Here is a 24,677-nt window from a genome sequence, read left to right on the forward strand (position 1 = left end):
CTTGAACCCACGCGGTACGACACGCAGCACACCACGACAACTCCACCCTTGACCCGCCCAGCCACCCGCAAGACTACACTGCGCACCATGTCGAACCACCACCAAGCACCCGCCATCGGCCTCGGCATCGACGCCGGCGGCACCCAGACCCGCTGGGCCCTGGCCCAGGCCGACGGCACGCTGCTGGCCGAAGGCATCGTACCCGGCCTGTCGGCCCTGCAGATGGGCAGCAGCGACGGCCGCCAGGCCGTGCGCGCCACGTTCGAGGAACTGGCGCGCCAGGTGCTCGCTTGTGCCCGCCCGCAGCGCGTGCGCGCCGGCCTGACCGGCTTCGGCGGCGACGGCGAACAACTGCAGTCCTGGCTGGCCGAACTGCTCGGCGTCGCGCCGGGCGCCATCGTCCTCTGCAACGACATCGAGATCGCCTACCGCGCCAGCTTCGCGCCCGGCGAAGGCTACCTGGTGTATGCCGGCACCGGCTCGATCGGCGCCTTCATCGACACCCATGGCGAATTCCACCGCGCCGGCGGGCGCGGCGTCGTGCTCGACGATGGCGGCGGCGGCTTCTGGATCGCGCGCGAAGCGCTGCGCCACATCTGGCGCAACGAGGACGAATGCCCGGGCCGCTGGGAAAGCTCGCCCATGGCCCATGCCGTGTTCGACCACGTCGGCGGATCGGACTGGGCATACTCGCGCCAGTTCATCTACGGCCAGGAACGCGGCGAAATCGGCAAGCTGGCGCTGGCCGTTGCCGCCAGCGCCGAGCAAGACCCCGCGGCATCGGCGATCCTCGCCGATGCCGGTCGTGAGCTTGCGCGCCTGGCGCATGCCTTGATCGCGCGTTTCGGGCCGCGTCCGGTGGCGCTGGCCGGCCGCGCCGCCGAACTGCATCCGTCGATCGCCGCCACCATGCGCGCCACCCTGCCGCCCGGAGTCGCGCTGACCCAGACCACCACGCGCGCCCACCATGCCGCCGCCCGCCTGGCGGCGCGCGATGGCGCCGCCCAATGAACATTCACTTATCCGGACCTGCGATGAAAAAACTGTGTGCCACCCTCCTGATTGCCCTGCTCGCCGGTTGCGCCACCGGGCCGCGCATCGACAAGACCTACACGGCGAAAGGCCAGGCCAGCCGCGTGCGCTTCCTGGTGCTGCACTACACCGTGTCCGACAAGCCGGCCTCGCTGAAGATCCTGACCGAGAAGGAGGTCAGCTCGCACTACCTGGTCACCGACGACCCGAACCCGGTCGTCTATGGCCTGGTCGACGAGACCCGCAGCGCCTACCACGCCGGCATCTCGAGCTGGAAGGGTTATACCCAGCTGAACAACAGCTCGATCGGCATCGAGATCGTCAACGCCGGCTGGAAGGACACGCCGCAGGGCCGCGTCTTCGCGCCCTTCCCGCAGTCTCAGATCGACGTCCTGCTCCCGCTGGTGAAGGACATCGTTGCCCGCCACAAGATCGCGCCGGAGAACGTGGTCGCGCATAGCGACATCGCCCCGCTGCGCAAGCAGGACCCGGGTCCGCTGTTCCCCTGGTACCAGCTGGCCCAGGCCGGCCTGGTGGTGTGGCCGGACGCGAACCGCGTCGCCGCCGTGCGCCAGGTGTTCGACATCGCGGTGCCGGACGCGGCCTGGTTCCAGAAGAAGCTGGCCCAGCACGGCTTCGCGCTGGCCCAGAGCGGCGTGTTCGACGGGCCGACCCGCACCGTGATCGGCGCCTTCCAGATGAAATACCGCCCGGCCAACATCGCCGGCGAGCCGGATGCGGAAACCGCGGCCATGCTCGAAGTGCTGACCACCCCGGCCAACGCGCCGCTGCCGCCGGTGCCGGTGGCGCCGGCCGCGCCCGTGATCCCGGTGCCGGTGCCGGGCGTGCCGCCGGTAAACCCGACGCCGCCAGTGCCGCCGGTGACGCCACCGCCCGTGCCTGACGTTCCGCCGGCGCCGGCCATCCCGCCTTCGGCGCCGGCCCAGCCCGCGGTCCCGGTGCCGAGCGTGCCGCCGCTGCCGCCGCCGACCACCACCCCGGCCGCGCCAGCCGCCGTGCCGGCCGCGCCGGTTGCGGCAAGCCAACAGTGACGCCTCGCCATGCCTGGGTATTCCCTGTATCCTTCGAGCGGTCCGCGCCCGGCGCGGACGTCTCATTGAAGGATTGAAGCAATGCGCCTGCGTCATATCGAAGTTTTCCACGCCATCATGCAGGTCGGCACCATCAGCGGTGCCGCCCAAGTTCTCCACATCTCCCAGCCGGCAGTGACGAAAGTGCTGCAGCACGCCGAGCTTCAACTGGGCATGCCGCTGTTCGAGCGCGTGCGCGGCAAGCTGTATCCGAAGCCGGAAGCGCACCGCCTGTTCGCCGAAACCGAAAAGCTCAACCGCGACCTGCAGGGCATCCGCCGCCTGGCCGCCAGCCTCAAGGGCCGCGCCCACGAGACGGTGCGCCTGGTGTCGACCCCGACGCTGGCCATCAGCGTGCTGCCGCAGGCGATGACGCTGTGGCGGCGCGACTTCCCGGAAACGCGCTGCGAGCTGGCGACCTTCCACACCAGCGAGATCGTCAACGCGCTGCGCCTGGGCGAAGCCGATCTTGCCCTGTCGCTGCAGGACCCGCGCCACCCCGGCATCGTCGCCGAGCCGATCGCGCAGGGCATGATGACGGTGATGGCGCCAGCCGGCACCTGGACCGAGGCCGAGTGCGCCCAGCCGATCGGGCCGGAATGCCTGACGGGCGAACTGATCGGCCTGGCCGACAACGACCCGCTGGGCGAGATCGTGGTCGCCGCCTGCGAAGCGCAGGACGTGCAGCCGGTGTTCCGCACCGTGGTGCAGACCTACCAGATCGCGCGCTCGCTGGTGGAAGCCGGCGCCGGCACCGCCGTGCTCGACCCGTTCACGGCCGCCTCGGCCGCGCCCGAGAAGGTGCAGCGCCGCCAGTGGGCGCCCGCGATGCCGGTCCAGCTCTACCTGCTGACCGCCAGCCACGCGCCGCTGTCGCACGGCGCGCGCGAACTGGCCAACTGTATCGGCGCCACCGCCCGCGCCTGTCTCGAACGAGGATGTGCATGAGTATGGAAATAACAGGTGCGACGGTCGCCAGCGAGGAGATCGCGCGCAGTCCGGAGTTCCGCCACCTGTCGTCGATCGCGGGCATCCGCGTCGACCTGCGCTACGCCGGCGCCAACAACTTCGTCGGCCGCGACTTGTATTCGCCCTTCGATTGCGCCTGGCTGCACCGCGACGCCGCCGCCGCCCTGGAACAGGTGGTGGCCTATCTCGCCGAACGCGCGCCCGGCCACACGGCGCTGGTGCTCGACGCCCTGCGCCCGCAGCGCGTGCAGCAGCAGCTGTGGGACGCCCTGGCGGGCACCGGCCTGCAAATGTACCTGGCCGACCCGGCGCGCGGCTCGATCCACTCCTACGGCATGGCGCTCGACATCACCATCCTCGACCCCGCCGGCCGCGAGCTCGACATGGGCACCGGCTTCGACGACATGACGGATTTGTCGCACCCGGCGCTGGAAGAAGGGTTCCTGGTCGCCGGCAAGCTGACCGAACAGCAGGTCGCCAACCGCCAGCTGCTGCGCGACGCCATGTTCCAGGCCGGCTTCGTCGGCATCCGCACCGAGTGGTGGCATTTCGATTGCGGCGACCGCGACCTGGTGCGCGCGACCTTCCGGCGCGTGCTGTAAAGGTTCGCCGGCGGCGTTTGCTTCGCGTAGGGTGGGCACTTGTGCCCACGCGTTCAACAATTCTGCGCGTACCGCGATCTTGCGGGCGGCCGTTGAACGCGTGGGCGGCGCTTGCGCCGCGTTCCCGCACGCACCAGGGTGCAGCCGCCCACCCTACGGCGCTGCGCTCCGGCGCATGATGGGGTTCGTAGGGTGGGCACTTGTGCCCACGCGGTCTCACCGTATGCATGACGGCGAAGTTTCGTAGGGTGGACACCTGTGTCCACGCGGTCCCCCTTTGCATGACGGCGAATTCTCGCCATCGGCCACACCACGCCATCTCCATCCGGCGCTATCGTGCGCCCGCACACACTTGAGTTTTCTCAGCCTTCCTCCTCATCCCGCCCGGACAATCGATGAATACCCAGGGAAGATTTGACGCGCCTGCTTGACTGCCCAGGCCGCTTCTTCCCCGCGAAAACATCCCATCCCCAACGGACAGAGAGGTGCGTAATGAAAGCTTCGATGATCGCCGTCGCCGTGGCCGCCACGCTGGCGGGCTGCAGCACCGGCAGCGGCAACATGTTCGCGTCGCGCGACCGCACAGTCGAATACATCCGCGTCTTCGACCTGAAGACCGATGCCCAGGGCCAGCTGGTGGCGCGCGCCGCCAGCGAGGGCCTCAGCCGCAACGTCAAGAACGCCACGCTGGCCACGCCGGTGCCGGAGAACGCCGAGGTGCAGGACCAGCCGGGCCGCTTCAAGATGCCCGACCTGGCCGGCGCGCCGCCGGGCACGGTGCCGGCGCGCGGCCCGAGTTGCGAAGGCGCCAGCTGGACGGCCAAGGCCGCGCCCGACGTGCGCGGCGGGCAGGACATGAACATCGTCGCCTGCCTCTTCCCCTACAAGGGCGGCTACCACCTCGACATGTACGCGGCCTTCGTCAAGAAGGAAGGCGGCTGGATGGAATGGCCGCGGCGCGCGGCCAACTACGTGCTCGGCACGCCGGACAAGTATGCGGAGCGGACCATGCTCGACATCGTGCGCACGATCCGCGAAACCACGAATGCGCAGGTGGCGCTGGTCGAAGCGAAGCCCGAAGTGGCAGGGGCGCCCTGGCTGGAGCCGGTCGGCGTGGCGCCACGTGGCAGCCAGACGTCGAAACCTTGATGCCTGAAATATCCTTTCATGAGGCTGCCATTATTGAAAGAATATTTCACCTTGATGAACGTCCGGCCTGCACGTTCCTGCTGGGTGAGCAGGCCGTGGTGTCCGCCTAGCGTTGCGCAGGCGCCGGTGCGGCCGACATGCCTGCCGGCTCCGCCGCCGCCGCTCTTGCTGCTCCTGCTGTTGATGCTGCTGCCGCCGGCGCCGTAGCCGGCATGGTTGCCGGTGCGGTTGCCGATGCGGTTGTCATTACCGGCGCCAGGCCCGGAGATACGCCCGGCGCCGTCACCGTTGCCTGTACCGTGCCCGCGCCGGGCGCCGCGCCCGAGCGCGCCACCCAGTCGACCAGGGCGTCGGCGATGGCGCGTCCGCGGCCTTCGCCGGCGCGCTCGTCGTTCACCATGATCACCACCACGTTCTGCGCGCCGCTGGCGTCCGGCACATAGCCGGCCAGCGCCACCACGTTGCGCAGCGTGCCGGTCTTCAGGCGCGCGCGGCCGGCGGCGGCGGTGCCTTGCAGGCGGCGGCGCAGGGTGCCGTCCATGGCGGCGATCGGCATGCTGGCCTGGAATTCCGGCGCCCAGTTGCTGCGCAGCCCGGCCTTCAGCAAACCGCCCATCTGCAGCGGGCTGATGCGTTCGATGCGCGACAGGCCCGAGCCGTTCTCGATCACGAGGCCGCTGTCGTCGATGCCGTGCCCGCGCATCCAGTTGCGCACCGCCCCGTCGGCGCGCGCATGGGTGGTCTGGCCGGGCATGGGCGGCAGCGGGCGGCTGCCCAGCACCGGGTCGGCTTCCAGCGCGCCCAGGCTCAGGAACAGGGTGCGCGCCAGCGCGTTGTCCGAGGGTTTATTGGTGTCGCGCACGATTTCCGGCAAGGCGCGCGCGGTGTGCGCGGCCAGCAGGCGCGCATCGAGCGGCGCGCTGCCCGCGACCGTCTTGCCGTCCAGCTTGCCGCCGAGCTGTTTCCACTTCAGGCGGAACAGGCCGTCGATGTAGTCGTCGCGGTCGACCACGTTGATGCTGTAGGTCTTGGTGCAATTCTTCGGGAAGGTGCCGTTCAGTACGACCTTGATGCGGCCGTCCTGCTGCTTGACCGCTTGCGGCAGCTTCCAGCCGTCTTCCCATTTCGCGCAGTCGGCCTCGACCAGTTTCATGGCGGACTCGATGCGCACGCCGGCCAGCGCCGGCTGCATGTCCAGTTCCAGGCGCTTGCCGTCCGAGCGCATGTCGACCTGCAGCATGTTCTTGTTGATCAGGAGCGCGTCGGGGATGACGTTGTAATATGCCTCGGGCGCCTCGTCGAAGGGCGGCAGGTCGAGGTCGCCGCGGGCCGGATTGAACACGGCGCGGTCGAGCACCAGGTTGCCGTCGATGCGCTTGATGCCGGACAGGCGCAGCGCGCGCAGCATCGCTTCCAGCGTCTCGCCCGACAGGTCGACGTCGGCGCCGCCCTTCAGCACCAGGTCGCCCTTGAGCACGCCGTCCTTCACGTCGCCATTGCTCAACAGTTCGGTGCGGCCGCGGAACACCGGGCCCAATTGCTCCAGGCCGACCAGGGTCGTCACCAGTTTCATCGTCGAGGCCGGCTGCATGGGGCGCTCGGCGTGGTGGGCCAGCAGCACCTGGTCGCCGCGCAGCACCAGCGCGCTCACCGATTCCGGCGCGATGCCGTGCTGGCCCAGCAACTGCAGCACCGGCGCCGGCAGGCCGCCCACCGCCTGCGCCACGGGGGCAGGCGGTTGCTGTGGCTGCTGCGGCGGCGTTTGCTGTTGCGGCAACCCGGCTGGCGCCTGCTGCAATGGGGCGCAGGCGGACAGGCTGGCGAGAACGGCGGCGGCAAGCGCGAGACGAGAAAACATGGCAATCCTTAACCGAAGAAGAGGTAAGCGACGAAAATGGCGGCGATGACGCCGGCCAGGTCGGCGATCAGGCCGTAGCCGATCGCGTAGCGGGTCTTGCGGATGCCGACCGAGCCGAAGTACAGGGCCACGATATAGAAGGTGGTGTCGGCCGCGCCCTGCAGGATGGACGCCAGGCGGCCGACGAAGGAGTCGACCCCGTAGGTGGTCATGGCGTCGATCATCATCGCGCGCGACCCGCTGCCCGACAGCGGCTTCATCAGCGCCGTCGGCAGGGCGCCGACGAAATCGGTGGGCAGGCCGAGCTGGGTGAAGACCCACGAGAAGGCGCTCACGATCATGCCCAGGATGCCGGAGTTGCGCACTACGCTGATCGCCACCAGCATGCCGACCAGGTAGGGAATGATTTTCAACGAGGTCTCGATGCCGCCTTTGGCGCCCTCGATGAAGGACTCGAACACGTTGACGCGCTTGACCAGCGCCGCGATCATGAAGGCGGCGATGATCGAGAACAGGATCAAATTGGCGGCGACCACCGAGACCTGCTCGATCTGGGCCTTGTCGAGGTAATTGGTAATGTAGAGCACGAGGCCGCCGATGACGGCGGAGAGGCCGCCGATCCAGCCGAACACGACCGGGTGCAGCAAGTTGATGCCCTGGCGCAGGCTGACCGCGACGATGCCCGTCAGGGTCGAGCAAAAGGTCGCGATCAGGGTCGGAATGAAGATGTCCGCCGGGTTGGCCGCGCCCAAAATCGCGCGCTGGGCCATGATCGCCAGCGGAATCACGGTCAGTCCCGAGGTCTGGATGACGAGGAACATGATCTGGGCGTTGCTGGCCTCGTCCTTGCGCGGGTTCAGGGTCTGCAAACTTTCCATCGCCTTCAGGCCGAAGGGCGTCGCCGCATTGTCCAGGCCGAGGATATTCGCCGAAAAATTCATCACCATGTGCCCGTTGGCCGGGTGGTCGCGCGGCACTTCCGGGAAGATGCGCGAAAAGAAGGGCGCAATGATGCGGGCGAACAGGTTGATGGCGCCGGCTTTTTCTCCGACGTTCATGATCCCCAGCCACAGCGTCATGACGCCGGCCAGCGGCAGGGCGATGTCCATCACCGCCATCTTGGCCGAGGAAAAGGTACCGTCGATGATGCGCTTGAAGATCTCGGCGTCGCCCATGAACAGCCACTGCGCGAGTGCCGCCACGAAGCCGACGAGGAAGAAACCGGTCCAGATGTAATTTAAAGCCATGTTCAGTCCGAAAGGGCGATTGATCGCCGCGGGTTCATCCGCCGTGGACAATGCGCCACGGCATGCCTGCACGATTGTGCAGCGGAGAGTATAGGCGCAGAGCAAGCTGCAAGGATGAAAGAATGCAGCCGCGTCATGCCCGGAAGTTATATGGACGCCCCCGCGCCCGCGCGTCAACGCCGACCATTGTTGGCAGCGGATCGTAGGGTGGGGTCCTTGATGCTGGGGGCATCAAGGACGTGCCCACGCGTGAACGATGAGCAGACGCAGCCTTTCAAACGCCAACATGACGCCGGCTTCACGCGTGGGCATGGGGCGCCCACCCTACATCATCGACGTTTGCCTCTTCGAAATGCCCCGCCTATGATACGCATGGCTCAACAGGACATGCACACATGAAATTTCGCTCCACTCTTTCAGCATTCGTGCTGGCATCCAGCGCTCTGGTCCTTCCCTCGGCTGCGCAAGCGCCGCAAGCCGAGACCGGCAAAAAAGTCCTGCGCCTGTTCCTGTCCACCAGCGAAACCGGCCTCGACCCGGCGGCGGCGTCCGACATCGCGACGCTCTCCCTGCTGGAAAACATTTTCGATCCCTTGCTGCGCTACGACTACCTGGCGCGTCCCGTGAAACTGCGCCCGAACACGGCCAGCGCGTTGCCGGAAGTGAGCGCGGATGGCCGCACCTACACCTTCCGCATCCGCCCTGGCATCCATTTCACCGACGATCCCGCGTTCAAGGGGCAAAAGCGCGAGATGACGGCCCAGGACTACGTCTACAGCATCAAGCGCCTGTACGACCCGACCCTGAAATCGCCCTGGTCCTACATGTTCGACGGCAAGATCGTCGGCGACGAGGCCTTGAAGCAGCGTTTCGATGTCGATACGTCAGTCGCCGGTTTGCGGGCGCTCGACCGTTACACCCTGCGCATCGTGCTGAAAGAGCCGGACAATAATTTTCTGTTCTACATGGCGACCCCGGCATCAAGCGTGGTGGCGCGCGAAGTGATCGAGGCCCATCCCGGCCAGGCCGGCAACCACCCGGTCGGCACCGGCCCCTTCATGATTGGCGAATGGAAGCGCAGCGACCGCATCGTGCTGCTGGCCAATCCCTATTCGACGGCGGTGTTCCAGGGCACGCCCGGCAATGATCCGGAAGACCAGGCAATCGCCGCCGCCCTGGCCGGCAAGCGCCTGCCGCGCGTGGACCGGGTCGAGGTGAAAATTGCCGAGGAATTCCAGGGCCGCATGCTGGGCTTCCTGAACGGCGAGTACGACTACCTCGAGCAGGTGCCGGAATCGATGACCGACATGGTGATCGAGGGCGGGCAACTGAAGCCGGACCTGAAGGCGCGCGGCATCCGCCTGTCGCGCTTCCCGGTGCTGCAGACCTATTACATGTGGATGAACATGGACGATCCGGTGCTGGGCGGCTACAGCCGCGACCGGATCGCCCTGCGCCGCGCGATTTCGCTGGCCTACGACAGCGCCGAGGACATTGCGCTGCTGAAGAAGGGATTTGCGATCAAGGCGGAATCGCCGCTGCCGCCGAACGTGCTCGGCTACGACCCGGACTACCGCAGCCCCGTGCCCTACGACCCGGCGCTGGCCAACGCCCTGCTCGACCGCCACGGCTACGGCAAGCGCGATGCCGCAGGTTTCCGCCTGGCGCCCGGCGGCAAGCCGCTGACGCTGACGATGCACAGCGAGGCGACGGTCAGCGGCCGCCTGCGTGACGAACTATGGCGCAAGTGCCTGAACGCGATCGGCCTGCGCGTGGTGTTCAAGTCGGACAAGAAGACCGAGATCATCAAGGCTTCGCGCCTCGGCAAGGTCACCATGTTCGAAAGCAACTGGATCGCCGACTTCCCCGACGGCGACAATTTTTATCAGCTCCTCTACGGCCCGAACGCGGGGCGCGCCAACTACGCGCGCTTCAACCTGCCGGCCTATAACGAACGCTACGAACAGGCGCGCCAGCTCACCGATGGGCCGCGGCGCCAGCAGCTCTATTTCGAGATGAACCAGCTGATCCACGCCTACAACCCCTGGGTGCCGCTGACCCATGTGCTCTCGGCCGATCTCCGTCATCCGTGGTTAAAAAACTACAAGCGTCACCCGGTGGAATTCACGTCCTGGCGTTATCTGGATGTCGATGTTGCGGAAAGGTCACGTTTATCCAAGGTGCATCGGAAGTAAGTATACGATTTCCGGTTATAAACATTCCCGGAAGTTATACTTCCCGCCGGTTATTTCATTGGATAGCGCCAAATGCTTGGGCTTACCCTCGAAATAAAAGCATAACGTAATGCCATGACATTACAAAAAGGCAACAACGATCTGCCCACCGGCCTGAATCGCCCAATACCTTAGGAGAGACGCGTGAAGTTAAAGAAGCTAGCCCAACTGATTGCCCTGATCGGCGTAGCAGGCCCGGCTGTTGCACAGGAAGTGCGGCAGGATGCCCCGATGGCCCGCGTCGAGGTCACCGGTAGTAGCATCAAACGCGTCGCCAAGGAAGGCGCGCTGCCGGTGCAGGTGATCACCGCCGACACCCTGCAAAAGCAGGGCATCACCTCGGCCGAACAGCTGATGGCCACGATTTCGGCGAACGGCACCGGCACCGACAACCCGACCTCGGGCAATAACGTGTTCGGCGCCGACGCCGACCGCGTCAGTGGCGGCGCTTCCTTCGCTTCGTTCCGCGGCCTGGGTCCGAACGCCACCCTGGTCCTGATCAACGGCCGCCGCGCGCCGACCCACGGCAAGAGCGGCAAGGCGGTCGACCTGAACTCGATCCCGATGGCGGCCATTGCCCGCATCGAGATCCTGAAGGATGGCGCCTCGGCGATCTACGGCACCGATGCGATCGGCGGCGTGATGAACATCATCCTGCGCTCGGACTACCAGGGCGCGGAAGTCTCGGCCTACACCAACGTCACCGAGGAAGGCGGCGGCAACATCCACCGCGGCTCGCTGGTCGCCGGTACCGGCGACCTGGAAGCGGACGGCTTCAACGTCATGACCACGCTGTCGTTCACCAAGAACGAGAAGCTGTCGTCGAAGCAGCGCGATTTCGCCAACGGCTTCCAGCCCTGGCGCGGCCTGTCGCCGGACACCACCGGCACCCCGTACGCGAACCAGCTGACCGGCGCCGGCACCGCGCTCGGCACCGGCTTCAAGCGGCCGAACGACCCGAACACCTACCTGCAGGCCAACCCGCTCAGCTTCGACGGCAAGTGCGACACGGTCGAGGGCATGTCGCAGTACCAGACCGCGCTGTGGAAGGACGTCACCTCGCCGCTGCGCTCGACCTATTCCTGCGCCTACGACTACGGTGGCGACTACATCATGCAGTCGCCGTCCGAGCAGGCGAACCTGCTGCTGCGCGGCACCTATAAACTGGCGCCGGACCACACGATGTTCGTCGAGGCGATCGGCTCGCGCTCGGAAGTCATTTCGATCCTGACCCCGGCCCAGATCTCGACCTCGCTCGCCAACAAGAACGCCTACCCGGTGGGCGGCCAGTACTACCAGGACCTGTCGGCCTACATCCCGACCTACAACCCGACCCTGCCGATCATCTACAAATGGCGCGCCAATCCGCTGGGTAACCGCACCCAGGAAAACACCACCAAGAGCGGCCGCCTGCTGGTCGGCTTCGAGGGCATGATCCAGAACTGGGACTACAAGCTGGGCCTGTCGAAGGCGCAGAGCACGACCCACATGGACCTGCTCGACGGCTATGCCAACACCCGTGCCTTCTACGACGTGCTGGGCAGCGGCATCGTCAACCCATGGTCGCTCGACGGCAGCCAGACCCAGGCGGCAATGGACGCGATCGAGGCGACGAAATACCGCGGCGCCTTCCAGACCGGCAAGACCACCATGACCCAGCTCGACGGCACCATCTCGGGCGAGCTGTTCGACCTGCCAGCCGGCAAGCTGGCGATGGCGGCCGGCTTCGACTTCCGCCGCGAAAGCTACATGTACAGCCAGGACGTGGCGGCCGAGCCGATCCTGCTGTCGCCGGGCAACGACAACCTGCCGAAGGCCACGCGCAACGTGAAGGCGCTGTTCGCGGAATTCATCGTTCCCGTCACCAAGGACCTGGAACTGCAGCTGGCCGTGCGCCGCGACGACTACAGCGTGATCGGCGCCACCACCAATCCGAAGATCGCCTTCCGCTACCAGCCGACGAGCTGGCTGCTGCTGCGCGGTTCGGCCAACAAGGGCTTCCTGGCGCCGAGCTTCACCCAGCTCTACACCGGCCTGCTGCGCCAGGAACTGGCGAGCGGCGTGACCGATACGGTCGGCTGCGCGGCCCACCCGGGCGATCCGCGCTTCTGCGCCCCGGAACGCTTCGACTATGTGTCGGGCGGTAACGAGGAACTGAAGCCCGAGACCTCCAAGCAAGGTACGCTGGGCATCGTCGTCGAACCGTTCAAGGGCTTCTCGGCATCGCTCGACTGGTGGGCCATCAACATCAAGGACCGTATCCTGAAGCGCAGCGCAACCGAAGTCCTGCGCAACCCGACGGTCTATGGCGCCAACATCTACCGTAACAGCGAGGGCCTGATCGAGTTCGTCGATGCGCGCTGGTTCAATGCATCGGGCGCCAAGACCCGCGGCATCGACCTCGGCCTGCGCGGCGACGGCAAGTTCGGCGACGGCTACAAGTGGAGCGCCACCCTGGACGGCACCTGGACCGGCAGCTACCAGTTCGCCGAAGTCGACGGCCAGCCGTACAAGGAATACGTCGGCGAATTCTTCACCCGCGACCTCTACCTGCGCTGGAAGCACTCGGCGACCCTGAGCGTGAGCCGTGGCGACTGGAATGTCCTGCTGAGCAACAACTTCGCCTCGGGCTACAAGGATCAATTGCCGAACGGCGGCAAGGGCGCGCTGCCGGCCGGCTTCGATCCGGACGTGTCGAGCTACACCCGCTTCGGCCTGTCGACCACCTACAGCGGCTTCAAGAACACGAAGCTGACCGTGGGCGTGCAGAACCTGTTCGACCGCGATCCGCCGTTCACCGCCCACAACGTCGACGACGTGGTCGGCGCCGGCTGGGATCCGCGCGTGGCCGATCCGCGTGGCCGTGCCTTCACCTTCAACGTCCAGTACAAGTTCTTCTGATTTGTACCTGGTTCAAGCGGCCCGCGCCCGGAAAGCCTCTGCTTTCCGAGCGCGGGTTTTTCATTTTATAAATGCGAACAGCATGTCGAGCAGCATGAAGATCAGCAGGCGCGCCTTTGCCGCCTGGCTCGCCGCCTGCGCGGTGCTGCCTGCCGCCGAGGCCGCGCCCCGCCCGCGTGTCCGCAAGCGTCCTTCCCCCCGTCCCATGAAACTGATCAAACCCCCGCGCCTGCGCCGCGGCGACACCGTCGGCCTGATCGCGCCGGGCGGCTACACCACCGAGAAATCGATCGCCAAGGCGCGCGCCAACATCGAAAGCCTGGGCCTGAAGGTGCGCGAAGGAACGTATTTGCGCGAAGTGAACGGGAACTACGCCGGCAGCGTGCAGCAGCGTTTATATGACCTGCACGCGATGTTCGCCGATCCGGAAGTGAACATGCTGTGGCCGATCCGCGGCGGCTCGGGCTGCATCTCGCTGCTGGCCCACCTCGACTACGACCTGATCCGCAAGAACCCGAAGATCCTGCTCGGTTACTCCGACATCACCGCCCTGCACCTGGCGATCCACAACAAAACCGGCCTGGTGACTTTCCACGGCCCGGTGGCCGCGTCGACGCTGGCGGATTACCCGCGCGAGCACATGCTGGCCGTGCTGATGGACCCGCAGCCGGAATACACGATCCCGATGGCGCTGGAAAACAGCCGCCGCGCCGTCGAGGAACCGCATTTCGCCATGCGCACCGTGCACGGCGGCAGCGCCACCGGGCCGCTCATGGGCGGCAACCTGAGCCTGGTGTCGGCGCTGGCCGGCACGCCGTATGCCGCCGACTTCCGCGGCGCCATCCTGTTCCTGGAAGAGGTGAACGAGGCGCCCTACCGCATCGACCGCTGGATGACCCAGCTCGACCTGTCCGTCGGGCTGGATAGAGCGGCGGCGCTGATGGTCGGCATCTGCGAGGGCTGCGGTCCCGAGCACGAGGACATCTCGCTCACGCTCGACCAGACCCTGGACATCCACCTGCAGCCGCTCTCGGTTCCGGCCGTGACCGGTTATTCGATCGGGCACATCCGCCACCAGTTCACGATCCCGATGGGGATCCGCGCAAGGCTCGATACCGAACGGCAGACGGTGACGCTGCTGGAACCGGCGGTCAGCTGAGGGCGCGGCCCGGCCCGCTCGGGCCTGGTGAAGGCGGATCGCTCAGGCCTGGAGGCGGCGCGTCATAAACACGTAGCCGTGCCGTTCGCCGTCGATCCGGAACAGGTCCGGTATCTCGCCGGTCTGCACGAAACCGCTGCGCTCGTAGAGCCGGCGCGCGGGCCCGTTGTCGGCCAGGACTTCGAGGTCGACCCAGGCCAGCCCCTGTGTCTGCGCCCACTCCAGGGCATGGGTCAGCAGGCTGGCGCCCAGGCCAAGGCGGCGCGCGTCGCGGTGCACGCCCATGCCGAGCAGGCAGCGGTGGCTGGCTGTGCGCTCGGGGCGGGCGCGCAAGTCGATGTGGCCGCGGATGGCGCCGTCTTCGTCCAGCGCGATCCAGCCGCGCCGCCAGCCGGGCGCGCCGACGGCGGTGCCCAGGCCGAGCGCGAAGCCGGCGCGCTTATCCACCGGGAAGAAGGACTCGGCGCGCGGCATCGGCTGGAACAGCGGGGCAGCGCCCTTGCCGTTGTCGCGCAGGTGGTCGTCGAGGTAGACGAACAGCGCCGGCAGGTCTTCCTGCGCGACCGCGTGGATTGCCGGCGCGCCCATCACAGCGCGCGCGCGATCAGGATCTTCTGGATGTCGCTGGTGCCCTCGTAGATCTGGCACACGCGCACGTCGCGGTAGATGCGCTCGATGGGGAAGTCGGCGACATAGCCGTAGCCGCCGAAGATCTGCATCGCATCGGACACCACGCGCTCGGCCATCTCGGAGGCGAACAGCTTGGCCATCGCGGCTTCCTTCAGGCAGGGCAGGCCCGCATCCTTCATCGATGCCGCGTGCAGGATCAGCTGGCGCGCCGCCTCGATCTTCATCGCCATTTCCGACAGCTTGAATTGCACCGACTGGTGTTCAAAAATGGGCTTGCCGAAGCTCTCGCGTTCCTTCGCATAGGCCAACGCCGCCTCGAAGGCCGCGCGCGCCATGCCGACCGATTGCGAGGCGATGCCGATGCGCCCGCCCTCCAGGCCCGACAGGGCGATCTTGTAGCCCATGCCCTCTTCGCCGATCAGGTTCGCGGCCGGGATACGGCAGTTGTCGAACACGATCTGGGCGGTGTCCGACGAATGCTGGCCCATCTTCTGTTCCAGGCCGGCGACGATGTAGCCCGGGGTATTCGTCGGCACCCAGAAGGCGCTGATCCCCTTCTTGCCGGCGGCCTTGCTTGTTACCGCCATCACGATGGCGACGTCGCCGTACTTGCCGCTGGTGATGAACTGTTTCGAACCGTTGATGACGTAGTCGTCGCCGTCGCGCGTGGCGGTGGTGCGCAGCGCCGAGGCGTCGCTGCCGGTGTGCGGCTCGGTCAGGGCGAAGGCGCCCAGCATGTCTCCCTGGGCCAGCGGACGCAGCCACTGTTCCTTCTGCGCGTCGTTCGCGTACATCATGGCGATCGAGCAGACCGGGCAGTTGTTGACCGAGATGATGGTCGAGGTGCCGCCGTCGCCGGCCGCGATCTCTTCCAGCACCAGCGCCAGCGACACGTAGTCGAGGCCCGCGCCGCCGTACTGCTCGGGCACGGCGACGCCGAAGGCGCCCAGTTGCGCCAGTTCCTTCAGTTCGGCTTTCGGGAAATAGTGTTCCTTGTCCCAGCGCGCCGCGTTCGGGGCCAGGCGCTCCTGCGCGTAGCTGCGCAGGGCGTCGCGGATCATCTGGTGTTCTTCGGTCAGGATCATGGTGTCTCGTGTGTAGTTGTTGTAGCGGCTTACCAGGGGATCGGATCGCCGTCGTAGTTCAGGAAGCTGCCGTTGGCGTCGACCTTGGCTTGCGCCAGGGTGGCGCGCAAGTCGCGCACGCTATGCTCGACGCTGATCGCCGCGCCGCTGCCGCCCATGTCGGTCTGCACCCAGCCGGGGTGGAAGGCGATGCAGGTCGCGCCTTGCGGGCCGTAGGTGAGCGCGGTGTCGGCGAGGACCGAATTCAGGGCCGCCTTGCTGGCGCGGTAGAGCGAGCCGCTGGCGCTGCTGCGCGCGCCGATCGAGCCCATGCGCGAGGACAGCACGCCCAGCTTGCCGCGGGTGGCGGCCACCAGCGGCGCGACGATCGGCAGCAGGCGCATCGCGGCCAGGACATTCGTGTGCATCACGGCGTCGAAGTCCTGCTGGGTCGGGAAGCCGTCGTGGCGCGGGCCGTAGACGCCGGCGACCAGCCAGGCGGTGTCGATCTTCTCGTCGTCGAGCTTCCAGCCGAGACCGGCGATGGCGTCGGCATCCGTGACGTCGAGCGCGTGCGGCTCGGCGCCCATTGCGGCCAGGTTGTCGAGGTCTTGCTGCTGGCGGGCGGTGGCGATCACGCGCCAGCCGTCCTGGCGGTATTGGCGCGCCAGTTCGTGGCCGATGCCGCGCGAGGCGCCGATGATCAAAGCGGTGGGCATGGTGGTGTCTCTCCGTGTGGTGTCTGGGGTGTTTATATGTACGACCGCGTGGGTTCAAGAACCCACCCTACGAAGACCCGCTTTTATAGGGCGGGTTCTTGAACCCACGCGGTACAACGTGTCCAAACAAACATCGTAACCGGAAACCGGAAACCTGAACGGTCCGGCTCCCGGTATGCACCATCACACCATCTCGATCGCCATCGCGGTTGCTTCGCCGCCGCCGATGCACAGCGAGGCCACGCCGCGCTTGCCGCCGGTCTTCTTCAGCGCGCCCAGCAGGGTGACGACGATGCGCGCGCCCGAGGCGCCGATCGGGTGGCCCAGGGCGCAGGCGCCGCCGTGGATGTTGACCTTCTCGTGCGGGATCTCGAGGTCGCGCATGGCGGCCATCGGCACGGCGGCAAACGCCTCGTTGATCTCGAACAGGTCGACCTCGTTCGGGGTCCAGCCGGTCTTCTTGAACAGCTTGCGCATCGCGCCGATCGGAGCGGTGGTGAACAGGTTCGGTTCCTGGGCGTGGGTGGCGTGGCCGATCACGCGCGCGATCGGGGTCAGGCCGAGTTCCTTGGCCTTCGATTCGCGCATCATGACCAGGGCGGCGGCGCCGTCGTTGATCGACGAGGACGAGGCGGCGGTGACGGTGCCTTCCTTCTTGAACGCGGGCTTGAGCGACGGGATCTTGTCGATCTTGGCCTTCAGCGGGCCTTCATCCTTTTCGACGACCAGTTCGCCGGTGCGGGTGGCCAGCGTCACCGGGGCGATTTCCCAGGAAAAGCTGCCGTCGTTGTTGGCGGCCTGGGCGCGCTTCACGGATGTGATGGCGAAGTTGTCCTGGTCTTCGCGGGTGAACTGGTAAGTCGCCACGCATTCCTCGGCGAAGGTGCCCATCGAGCGGCCTTCACCGGTCTTTTCGTTGCGCGAATAGGCGTCTTCCAGGCCGTCGAGCATCATGTGGTCGAACATGACGCCGTGGCCGATGCGGTAGCCGCCGCGCGCCTTCGGGATCAGGTAGGGCGCATTGGTCATCGACTCCATGCCGCCGGCGACGACGATGTCGGCGCTGCCCGCGACCAGCTGGTCGTGGGCGAAGATCGCCGCCTGCATCGCCGAGCCGCACATCTTCGACAGGGTCACGGCGCCGGTCGACAGCGGCAGGCCGGCCTTGATCAGCGCCTGGCGTGCAGGCGCCTGGCCCTGGCCCGCCATCAGGCAGTTACCGAAATAGACGTGTTCGACGGTTTGCGGATCGACGCCGGCGCGCTCGACCGCCGCCTTGATGGCCACCGCGCCGAGGTCGCTCGCCGTTTTCGAGGAAAAATCGCCCTGGAACGCGCCCATCGGGGTACGGGCGGCGCCAACGATAACGACTGGATCATTCATTGTGTAGGTTCTCCAAATAGGGTGGCGATGCATGCGGATGCGGCGCCGGTGGTGTGGTCTGGTTGTGGAAGCGGATGTGTTGCGGGTAAGGGAAGACGTCTTCCACTTCGCCTCCCATGATGCGGTCCTTGTGCGCCTGCCACCAGGCACGCGTCAACAGGTCCGCGTGGTGTTTCATGAAAACCTGGCGGATCTTCGGGTTCCCGAGCAGGAAACGGCCGAACTGTTCCGGAAACACGTCATGCTTGCCGATCGGGTACCAGGGCTCGGCCGCCATCTCGTCTTCCTCGTTGCGCGCTTGCGGAATATCGCGGAACTGGCAGTCGGTGAGGTATTCGATCTCGTCGTAGTCGTAGAACACGACGCGGCCGTGGCGGGTGACGCCGAAATTTTTATAAAGCATGTCGCCCGGGAAAATGTTCGCGGCGACCAGGTCGCGGATCGCATTGCCGTATTCGAACACGCCGTGTTCCAGCAGGCCCGCATCGCCAGCGCGCTCGGCGTTGGCGAGAAAGATATTCAGCGGCACCATGCGGCGCTCGATGTACAGGTGCTTGACGATGATGCGCTCGCCCTCGATCTCGACCTGCGACGGGCAGTGCTGGCGCAGCTCGGCCAGCAACTCTTCCGAAAATCGGGACAAGGGAAAGGCGACGTCCGAGTATTCCAGCGTGTCGGCCATGCGCCCGACGCGGTCGTGGTGCTTGACCAGCAGGTATTTTTCCTTGATCCGGTCGCGCGTGGTGTCCTTCGGCGGCGGATAGAAATCCTTGATCACCTTGAACACATACGGAAAGGACGGCAGCTCGAACACCAGCATCACCAGGCCGCGGATGCCGGGCGAAATCTGGAACTGGTCGGAGCTGTGCTTCAGGTGCTGCAGGTAATCGCGGTAGAACAGCGTCTTGCCCTGCTTTTGCAGGCCGAGCACGGTGTAGATCTCGCTGCGCGGTTTACGCGGCATCAGGCTGCGTAAAAATTGCACAGTGGCCGAGGGCACTTCCATGTCGACCAGGAAGTAGGCGCGCGTGAACGAGAACAGCAGGGTGATCTGTTCCGGGTCGGTGATCACCGTGTCCAGCACCAGCTGGCCGCGGCGGTTGTGCAGCACCGGGATCACGAACGGGTACTCGCGCGCGCCGTTGATGGCGCGGCCGACGATGTAGGCGCCCTTGTTGCGGAAGAACAGGTTCGACAGGACGTGGAACTGCAGGTTCGATTCGGGCTGGTCGAGGCCGAACTGTTCGACCATGCGCGCTTCGACCAGGCGCGTATCGCGGTCGAGCGCGGCGAAGGGACGTGCGAGCTGGAAATTCGAGACGATGCGGTTCAGCGCGAAACGCATGCCGTCGGCCGCCGGGTAGTAGACGCGGTAGGTCGGCAGCAGTTCCTCGCTCTCGATGTACTCGGTGGAGATCACCGGGCGCACGAAGATGTAGTCGTTGTGGTAATAGCTGCGGTGCAGAATGCGGCAGCTGACCGAGTTGAAGAAGGTCTCGGCCAGTTCCGGCCGCTTGTGTTCCGAGAGCAGGCCGATGTAGTGCAGCTTGGTTTCGCGCCATACGCGGTCGGTCAATTCCTCGCGCGCATAATGTTCTTCCAGGACCTGCACGGCTTCCTGGACGCGCTTGTCGTAGAAGTCGATGCGTTCGCGCGCGGCCTGCTGCGCGGTGGCCCAGTCGGCCGCCTCGAAATGGCGCTTGGCGTTCTTGCTGGCTTCGCGGAACAGGCGGTAATGCTTGTCGAAGCCGTCGAGGATGGTGCGCGCGATGTCGAATGCGATCTGGGAAGACAGCAGTCTGGGGAACGTCACTTCGGTCATCGTTCGTCTCGCGCGGGTGTCCGTTGAGCGGCCATTTTATTGCATTGCAACGTAGCGGTGTTGGCGTAGTATTGGGACGCGAAAATCATTGTTGCGTAACCGATGTCCGTGACCGCGACCGTAGGGTGGGCACCCCGTGCCCACGCGGAACGTCGCACGGTGTTGGCCGTGTTCGGACCGCGTGGCATTCATTTCGATACCGTGTACCAATTCAAATCACAACATCCAAACAAGGCCAACACAACGCGACCGTTCGCGTGGGCACAGGGTGCCCACCCTACGGGTTACGTACCGATCCTTACGCCGTCTCGCCAAACAGCTCGCGGCCGATCAGCATGCGGCGGATCTCGCTGGTGCCCGCGCCGATCTCGTAGAGCTTCGCATCGCGCCACAGGCGGCCGACCGGGTACTCGTTGATGTAGCCGTTGCCGCCCAGGGTCTGGATCGCTTCGCCGGCCATCCAGGTCGCCTTTTCGGCGCTGTACAGGATGGCGCCGGCGGCGTCCTTGCGCAGGGCGCGCACGGCGGCCGCGTTGTCGGCGCGGTCGCAGGCCTGGCCGACCGCGTACACGTATGCGCGGCAAGCCATCATGGTCGAGTACATGTCGGCAATTTTCCCCTGCATGAGCTGGAATTCGCCGATTGCCTGGCCGAACTGCTTGCGTTCGTGGATGTAGGGAACGACGACGTCCATGCAGGCCGACATGATGCCCAGCGGACCGCCCGACAGCACGGTGCGCTCGAAGTCCAGGCCCGACATCAGCACGTTGACGCCTTTGCCCACGCCGCCCAGCACGTTCTCGAGCGGCACTTCGCAATCTTCGAACACCAGTTCGCCGGTGTGCGAGCCGCGCATGCCCAGCTTGTCGAGCTTTTGCGCGATCGAGAAGCCCTTGAAGCCCTTCTCGATCAGGAAGGCGGTCATGCCGCGCGGACCAGCCTCGATGTCGGTCTTCGCGTAGACCACCAGGGTGTCGGCGTCCGGGCCGTTGGTGATCCACATCTTGGTGCCGTTCAGGACGTAGCGGTCGCCCTTCAGGTCGGCGCGCAGCTTCATGCTCACCACGTCGGAACCGGCGTTCGGCTCGGACATGGCCAGGGCGCCGACGTGCTCGCCCGAGATCAGCTTCGGCAGGTACTTGCGCTTCTGCTCTTCGTTGCCGTTGCGCTTGATCTGGTTGACGCACAGGTTCGAGTGGGCGCCGTAGGACAGGCCGACCGAGGCCGAGGCGCGCGAGATTTCTTCCATCGCCACGATGTGGGCCAGGTAGCCCATGTTGGCGCCGCCGTATTCCTCGCTGACGGTGATGCCGAGCAGGCCGAGTTCGCCCATCTTCTTCCACAGGTCCATCGGGAACTGGTCGGTGCGGTCGATCTCGGCCGCGCGCGGCGCGATCTCGGCCGCCGCAAATTGTTGCACTGCTTCGCGCAGCGCGGCGATGTCTTCGCCATGGTCAAAGGTCAAGCCTGGAAGATGCAGCATGTCGTCCTCTCGGTGAACGGGTTAGCGATGGAGCATTAGCGATTGAGCACTCGGCATGATACTCGCGTGTGACGTTAACGTAAACGTCAAGTAGCGGGCGGATGAGCGCCATCAGGCACTCGTGCGTGTCAGGCGGCCTTGCTGGCGCCAGGCGCCGGGTCGGGCGAGGCGTTTTCCGCCAGCAGGCGGCGGCATTCCTCCTCATGGGCGGAAATTTCCTCTAGCGCCATCTCGATGTCGGCCCGCTGCTGTTCCAGGGTTTCGCGCTGGTGGGCCAGCACGCCGAGGAAGCGGTTGATCTGGGCCACCGTGTCCCTGGGCGACTCGTACATGTCGACGATGCTCTTGATTTCAGACAGGGTCAGGCCGAGGCGCTTGCCGCGCAGCGTCAGCTTCAGGCGCGTGCGGTCGCGCGGGGTGTAGACGCGGCTGCGTCCGCCCACGCCTTCGCGTTTCGGGCTCAACAGGCCCTGGTCTTCATAGAAACGGATCGCGCGCGCGGTGATATCGAATTCGCGCGCCAGTTCGGCGATGGTGTAGGTGGTGGCCATGAAAAAACGGAGGTGAAAGTGCAGCTTGCGACAATCGCTTAGAATTGATCTTCGACGTTTTCCGTTTACGTCAACGTCAAGCACATTGTAGCGCGCCTGCTTATCTCCGAATACGAAAGATTTGAACCATGAATCCGCTCGAGTCCCAGCTGACCTATCCCTTCGCCGACGAACTGCCCGCGCCGGGAACGGTGAAGGAAGTGGCACCCGGCCTGGGCTGGCTGCGCATGCCGCTGCCGTTCGCGCTCGACCATATCAATCTGTGGGCGCTGAAGGACGAGCGCGAGGGCCGCGCCGGCTGGACCGTGATCGACTGCGGCGTGGCCACCGACACGACCCGCGCCGCCTGGGAACAGGTGTTCGATGGACCGCTGGCAAGCGAGCCGATCCTGCGCGTGATCGCCACCCACTGCCACCCGGACCACGTCGGCCTCTCGGGCTGGCTGTGCGAGCGTTTCGATGCGCCGTTCTGGCTCACCGCCGGCGAATTCGGTTTCGCGCGCATGATGGCGGCCGCCCTGCCCGGCGTCGACGGTCCGTCGGCGATCCCCCACTTCGAGCGCCACGGCCTGGTCGACCAGGGCATGCTGGAACAGATGCGCAGCCGCCGCAATTACTATCCCTCGCTGGTGCCGAGCGTGCCGGACGCCTATACCCGCCTCCAGGATGGCCAGCAGTTCGCGATCGGCGACCACCGCTGGCGCGTGATCACCGGCTTCGGCCATTCGCCGGAGCATGCGTCGCTGTATTCGGAGGCGCTGAACGTGCTGGTCTCGGGCGACATGGTGCTGCCGCGCATTTCGACGAACGTCTCGGTGTTCGCCGTCGAGCCGGAAGGCAACCCCTTGCAGCAATACCTCGACTCGCTCGGCAAGTTCGCCGGCCTGCCCGAGGACGTGCTGGTGCTGCCTTCCCACGGCAAGCCCTTCCGCGGCCTGCATACCCGTATCGCTCAGTTGCGCCAGCACCACGTGGCGCGCCTGGCCGAGGTGCTCGAGGCTTGCCAGGAGCCGCAAAGCGCGGTCGACATCGTGCCAATCATGTTCCGCCGGCAACTGGATGCCCACCAACTCAGTTTCGCGCTCGGCGAAGCACTCGCGCACCTGCACAAACTTTGGAATGATGGTATGTTAAAGCGAGTAACTGGCGTCGACGGGATCATCCGTTTCCAACTGATCTGACGGGCCAGAGCCGGATTTCTTTTGGGCTTCCCCAGCCCACCCGGCCCCGACTTGACGGCAATCGGCCGGACACGCGTGGCCCCCACGCGACAAACATTTGCATCAATGTATATGCAGGTTGAATAAGACGATTCTGTGTGGAAATTTTGTGGCATGATGTCACAAAGCAGAGTATCGTCAATTCTCACATCTTTGTTACTTTTCGATTCGTAAAATGTCACAACTGGTCTGTAAGGACAAGAGACTGACATTTATGGTCGAGCATGAAATAGTGCCATCATGAATTCCACGAATGAACGGGAGAGCTTTAGCGAGCGTCTCCAACAGGCGCTGAAGAACGCCCATTACTCACCGGACAGCCCGACCAGACTGGCACGCGAATTTAACATTCGCTTCGAAGGACGACCGATCACCGTGCACGCCGCCCGCAAATGGCTGGTGGGCGAAGCCATTCCCACGCAGGAAAAATTGCGAATGATTGCCCAATGGCTGGGTGTGCCCGCGGACTGGCTGCGCTTCGGCGGTCCGGAAAACCCGGGCGACAGCGGCGAAGGCGCCGGCGGCGCGCGCTTCGAGTCGGCCGACGTCAAGCTGATCGCCGACCTGCAGCGCCTGGACGAACACCATCGCCAGCTGGCGCGCGAATTCATCCGCATGCTGGTACGTATCAACCACCAATCCCCACCGAAGTAAGCCAAATCCTTCCCCACGCCTGCTTTTCCGCTTACAAATTTTCTTCCGAATAAGGCAGTTACAAACCGCTGCGACTGGCGCATAATCGAACTCGTCACAGCCGAGGATCGTGCCGCCTATGAAAAGCAACTACGTGAACACCGCCCAGCTGAAGGAATTGATGACGGCGCCGCCGATGAGCGCCGAACGTCACGCCGAGGTGATGCGCAAGCGCATCGCCCAGCGCAGGATGCTGGAGGAAGCCAGGGAGTTGAAGAAAGCTGGCGACAGCGTTTATACGAATAAACGCTGATCAGGACGCTGCGCCAAGCGCCTCCGCGGCGCCGCGCATGCCGGGCCAGCGTGCGGCCTGGGGATTCTCGATGCCGAGCAAGTCCAGCACCCGGTCCAGGGTGTGGTCGACCATCTCGTCGATGCTCGCCGGCCGGTGATAAAAGCTGGGCAAAGGTGGAAACACAATCGCACCCATCTCGGTCACGGCCGTCATATTGCGCAGGTGCGCCAGGTTGAACGGCGTTTCGCGCACCATCATGACCAGGCGCCGGCGTTCCTTCAGGATCACGTCGGCCGCGCGCGCGACCAGGTTGTCCGCCAGGCCATGGGCCACGGCGGCCAGGGTCTTCATCGAACAGGGAGCGATCACCATGCCGTCGGTCTGGAACGAACCGCTGGCGATCGAGGCGCCGATTTCGCGGTTCTTGTGCACGACGTGGGCGAGCGCCTCGACGTCGCGCCGCTGCATGCCGACTTCCTGGTGCAGGGTAAGGGAGGCGGCGTCGGACAGCACGAGGTGGGTCTCGACGCCGGGCACGGCGCCCAGCCGCCGCAGCAGCTGCACGCCGTAGATCGCGCCGGTCGCACCGGTGATGGCGACCACGATGCGGCGCGGCCGCGTTGGGGTCATGATGT

The 24,677-nt window shown here is 65.7% G+C and carries 20 protein-coding genes and 1 pseudogene; 11 read left to right on the forward strand and 10 right to left on the reverse strand.

Features of this window, described 5'->3' with window-relative positions; translation table 11 throughout:
• Positions 1-87: 87 nt before the first annotated feature.
• The 5 genes and pseudogenes from RT688_RS01380 to RT688_RS01400 all read left to right on the forward strand — a co-directional run bounded on the left by RT688_RS01380 (position 88) and on the right by RT688_RS01400 (position 4,843).
• On the forward strand, positions 88-1,011 hold the full coding sequence (locus RT688_RS01380; protein ID WP_313703147.1) for a BadF/BadG/BcrA/BcrD ATPase family protein: 924 nt from the start codon (positions 88-90) through the stop codon (positions 1,009-1,011).
• 23 nt (positions 1,012-1,034) lie between these two features.
• Positions 1,035-1,799: pseudogene (locus RT688_RS01385) on the forward strand (N-acetylmuramoyl-L-alanine amidase); the annotation flags it as partial.
• Between the two features lie 366 nt (positions 1,800-2,165).
• Positions 2,166-3,071: a LysR substrate-binding domain-containing protein gene (locus RT688_RS01390; RefSeq protein WP_313703060.1), complete on the forward strand. Its 906-nt coding sequence runs from the start codon at positions 2,166-2,168 to the stop codon at positions 3,069-3,071.
• The gene (locus tag RT688_RS01395) at positions 3,068-3,694 is read left to right on the forward strand and encodes a M15 family metallopeptidase (RefSeq protein WP_313703061.1); all 627 of its coding nucleotides are present in this window, start codon (positions 3,068-3,070) and stop codon (positions 3,692-3,694) included. The genes RT688_RS01390 and RT688_RS01395 overlap by 4 nt, the downstream gene beginning before the upstream one ends.
• Positions 3,695-4,186: 492 nt before the next feature.
• Entirely contained in the window at positions 4,187-4,843 is a 657-nt protein-coding gene (locus RT688_RS01400) for a hypothetical protein (protein ID WP_313703062.1), read from the forward strand.
• A gap of 106 nt (positions 4,844-4,949) precedes the next feature.
• Here RT688_RS01400 and dacB read toward each other — a convergent pair whose 3' ends face one another.
• Complete coding sequence (dacB, locus tag RT688_RS01405; RefSeq protein WP_313703063.1) at positions 4,950-6,701, reverse strand: D-alanyl-D-alanine carboxypeptidase/D-alanyl-D-alanine-endopeptidase; 1,752 nt, start codon at positions 6,699-6,701, stop codon at positions 4,950-4,952.
• An 8-nt stretch (positions 6,702-6,709) separates the two neighbouring features.
• Positions 6,710-7,948 carry a nucleoside recognition domain-containing protein gene (locus RT688_RS01410; RefSeq protein WP_313703064.1) on the reverse strand — a complete coding sequence of 413 codons (1,239 nt, stop codon included), beginning with the start codon at positions 7,946-7,948 and terminating at the stop codon, positions 6,710-6,712.
• Positions 7,949-8,343: 395 nt separating this feature from the next.
• On the opposite strand from RT688_RS01410, the gene RT688_RS01415 reads away from it, so the two are divergent.
• The 3 genes from RT688_RS01415 to RT688_RS01425 all read left to right on the forward strand — a co-directional run bounded on the left by RT688_RS01415 (position 8,344) and on the right by RT688_RS01425 (position 14,242).
• Entirely contained in the window at positions 8,344-10,143 is a 1,800-nt protein-coding gene (locus RT688_RS01415) for an ABC transporter substrate-binding protein (RefSeq protein ID WP_313703065.1), read from the forward strand.
• A 183-nt stretch (positions 10,144-10,326) separates the two neighbouring features.
• On the forward strand, positions 10,327-13,083 hold the full coding sequence (locus RT688_RS01420; RefSeq protein WP_313703066.1) for a TonB-dependent receptor: 2,757 nt from the start codon (positions 10,327-10,329) through the stop codon (positions 13,081-13,083).
• A gap of 94 nt (positions 13,084-13,177) precedes the next feature.
• On the forward strand, positions 13,178-14,242 hold the full coding sequence (locus RT688_RS01425) for an LD-carboxypeptidase (protein WP_313703067.1): 1,065 nt from the start codon (positions 13,178-13,180) through the stop codon (positions 14,240-14,242).
• A gap of 42 nt (positions 14,243-14,284) precedes the next feature.
• On the opposite strand, the gene RT688_RS01430 is transcribed toward RT688_RS01425, so the two are convergent.
• From RT688_RS01430 to RT688_RS01460, 7 genes are all read right to left on the reverse strand, one after another.
• A complete protein-coding gene (locus tag RT688_RS01430; RefSeq protein ID WP_313703068.1) occupies positions 14,285-14,830 on the reverse strand; it encodes a GNAT family N-acetyltransferase in 546 nt (181 codons plus the stop codon).
• On the reverse strand, positions 14,830-15,957 hold the full coding sequence (locus RT688_RS01435) for an acyl-CoA dehydrogenase family protein (protein WP_313703069.1): 1,128 nt from the start codon (positions 15,955-15,957) through the stop codon (positions 14,830-14,832). Before RT688_RS01435 ends, RT688_RS01430 begins: the two co-directional genes overlap by 1 nt.
• A gap of 29 nt (positions 15,958-15,986) precedes the next feature.
• Positions 15,987-16,655 (reverse strand): SDR family oxidoreductase, encoded by a 669-nt coding sequence (locus RT688_RS01440; protein ID WP_313703070.1) that lies wholly within the window; start codon positions 16,653-16,655, stop codon positions 15,987-15,989.
• Between the two features lie 183 nt (positions 16,656-16,838).
• Positions 16,839-18,038 carry an acetyl-CoA C-acetyltransferase gene (locus RT688_RS01445; RefSeq protein ID WP_313703071.1) on the reverse strand — a complete coding sequence of 400 codons (1,200 nt, stop codon included), beginning with the start codon at positions 18,036-18,038 and terminating at the stop codon, positions 16,839-16,841.
• Positions 18,031-19,860, reverse strand: coding sequence for a bifunctional isocitrate dehydrogenase kinase/phosphatase (aceK, locus tag RT688_RS01450; RefSeq protein WP_313703072.1), 1,830 nt, complete (start codon positions 19,858-19,860; stop codon positions 18,031-18,033). The genes RT688_RS01445 and aceK overlap by 8 nt, the downstream gene beginning before the upstream one ends.
• Before the next feature lie 298 nt (positions 19,861-20,158).
• Positions 20,159-21,343, reverse strand: a complete 1,185-nt coding sequence (locus RT688_RS01455) for an isovaleryl-CoA dehydrogenase (protein WP_313703073.1) — start codon at positions 21,341-21,343, stop codon at positions 20,159-20,161.
• A 128-nt stretch (positions 21,344-21,471) separates the two neighbouring features.
• The gene (locus RT688_RS01460) at positions 21,472-21,894 is read right to left on the reverse strand and encodes a MerR family DNA-binding transcriptional regulator (protein WP_313703074.1); all 423 of its coding nucleotides are present in this window, start codon (positions 21,892-21,894) and stop codon (positions 21,472-21,474) included.
• A gap of 128 nt (positions 21,895-22,022) precedes the next feature.
• Between RT688_RS01460 and RT688_RS01465 the strand changes: the two genes are divergently transcribed.
• From RT688_RS01465 to RT688_RS01475, 3 genes are all read left to right on the forward strand, one after another.
• Positions 22,023-23,075, forward strand: coding sequence for an MBL fold metallo-hydrolase (locus tag RT688_RS01465; protein WP_313703075.1), 1,053 nt, complete (start codon positions 22,023-22,025; stop codon positions 23,073-23,075).
• A gap of 474 nt (positions 23,076-23,549) precedes the next feature.
• On the forward strand, positions 23,550-23,768 hold the full coding sequence (locus tag RT688_RS01470; protein WP_313703076.1) for a hypothetical protein: 219 nt from the start codon (positions 23,550-23,552) through the stop codon (positions 23,766-23,768).
• Between the two features lie 118 nt (positions 23,769-23,886).
• Positions 23,887-24,060, forward strand: a complete 174-nt coding sequence (locus RT688_RS01475; RefSeq protein WP_313703077.1) for a hypothetical protein — start codon at positions 23,887-23,889, stop codon at positions 24,058-24,060.
• On the opposite strand, the gene RT688_RS01480 is transcribed toward RT688_RS01475, so the two are convergent.
• Entirely contained in the window at positions 24,061-24,672 is a 612-nt protein-coding gene (locus RT688_RS01480; protein ID WP_313703078.1) for a UbiX family flavin prenyltransferase, read from the reverse strand. It abuts the gene before it with no gap.
• Positions 24,673-24,677: the final 5 nt, after the last annotated feature.

The organism is Massilia sp., from assembly GCF_032106685.1.
In the GTDB taxonomy this organism is placed as follows: domain Bacteria; phylum Pseudomonadota; class Gammaproteobacteria; order Burkholderiales; family Burkholderiaceae_D; genus Telluria.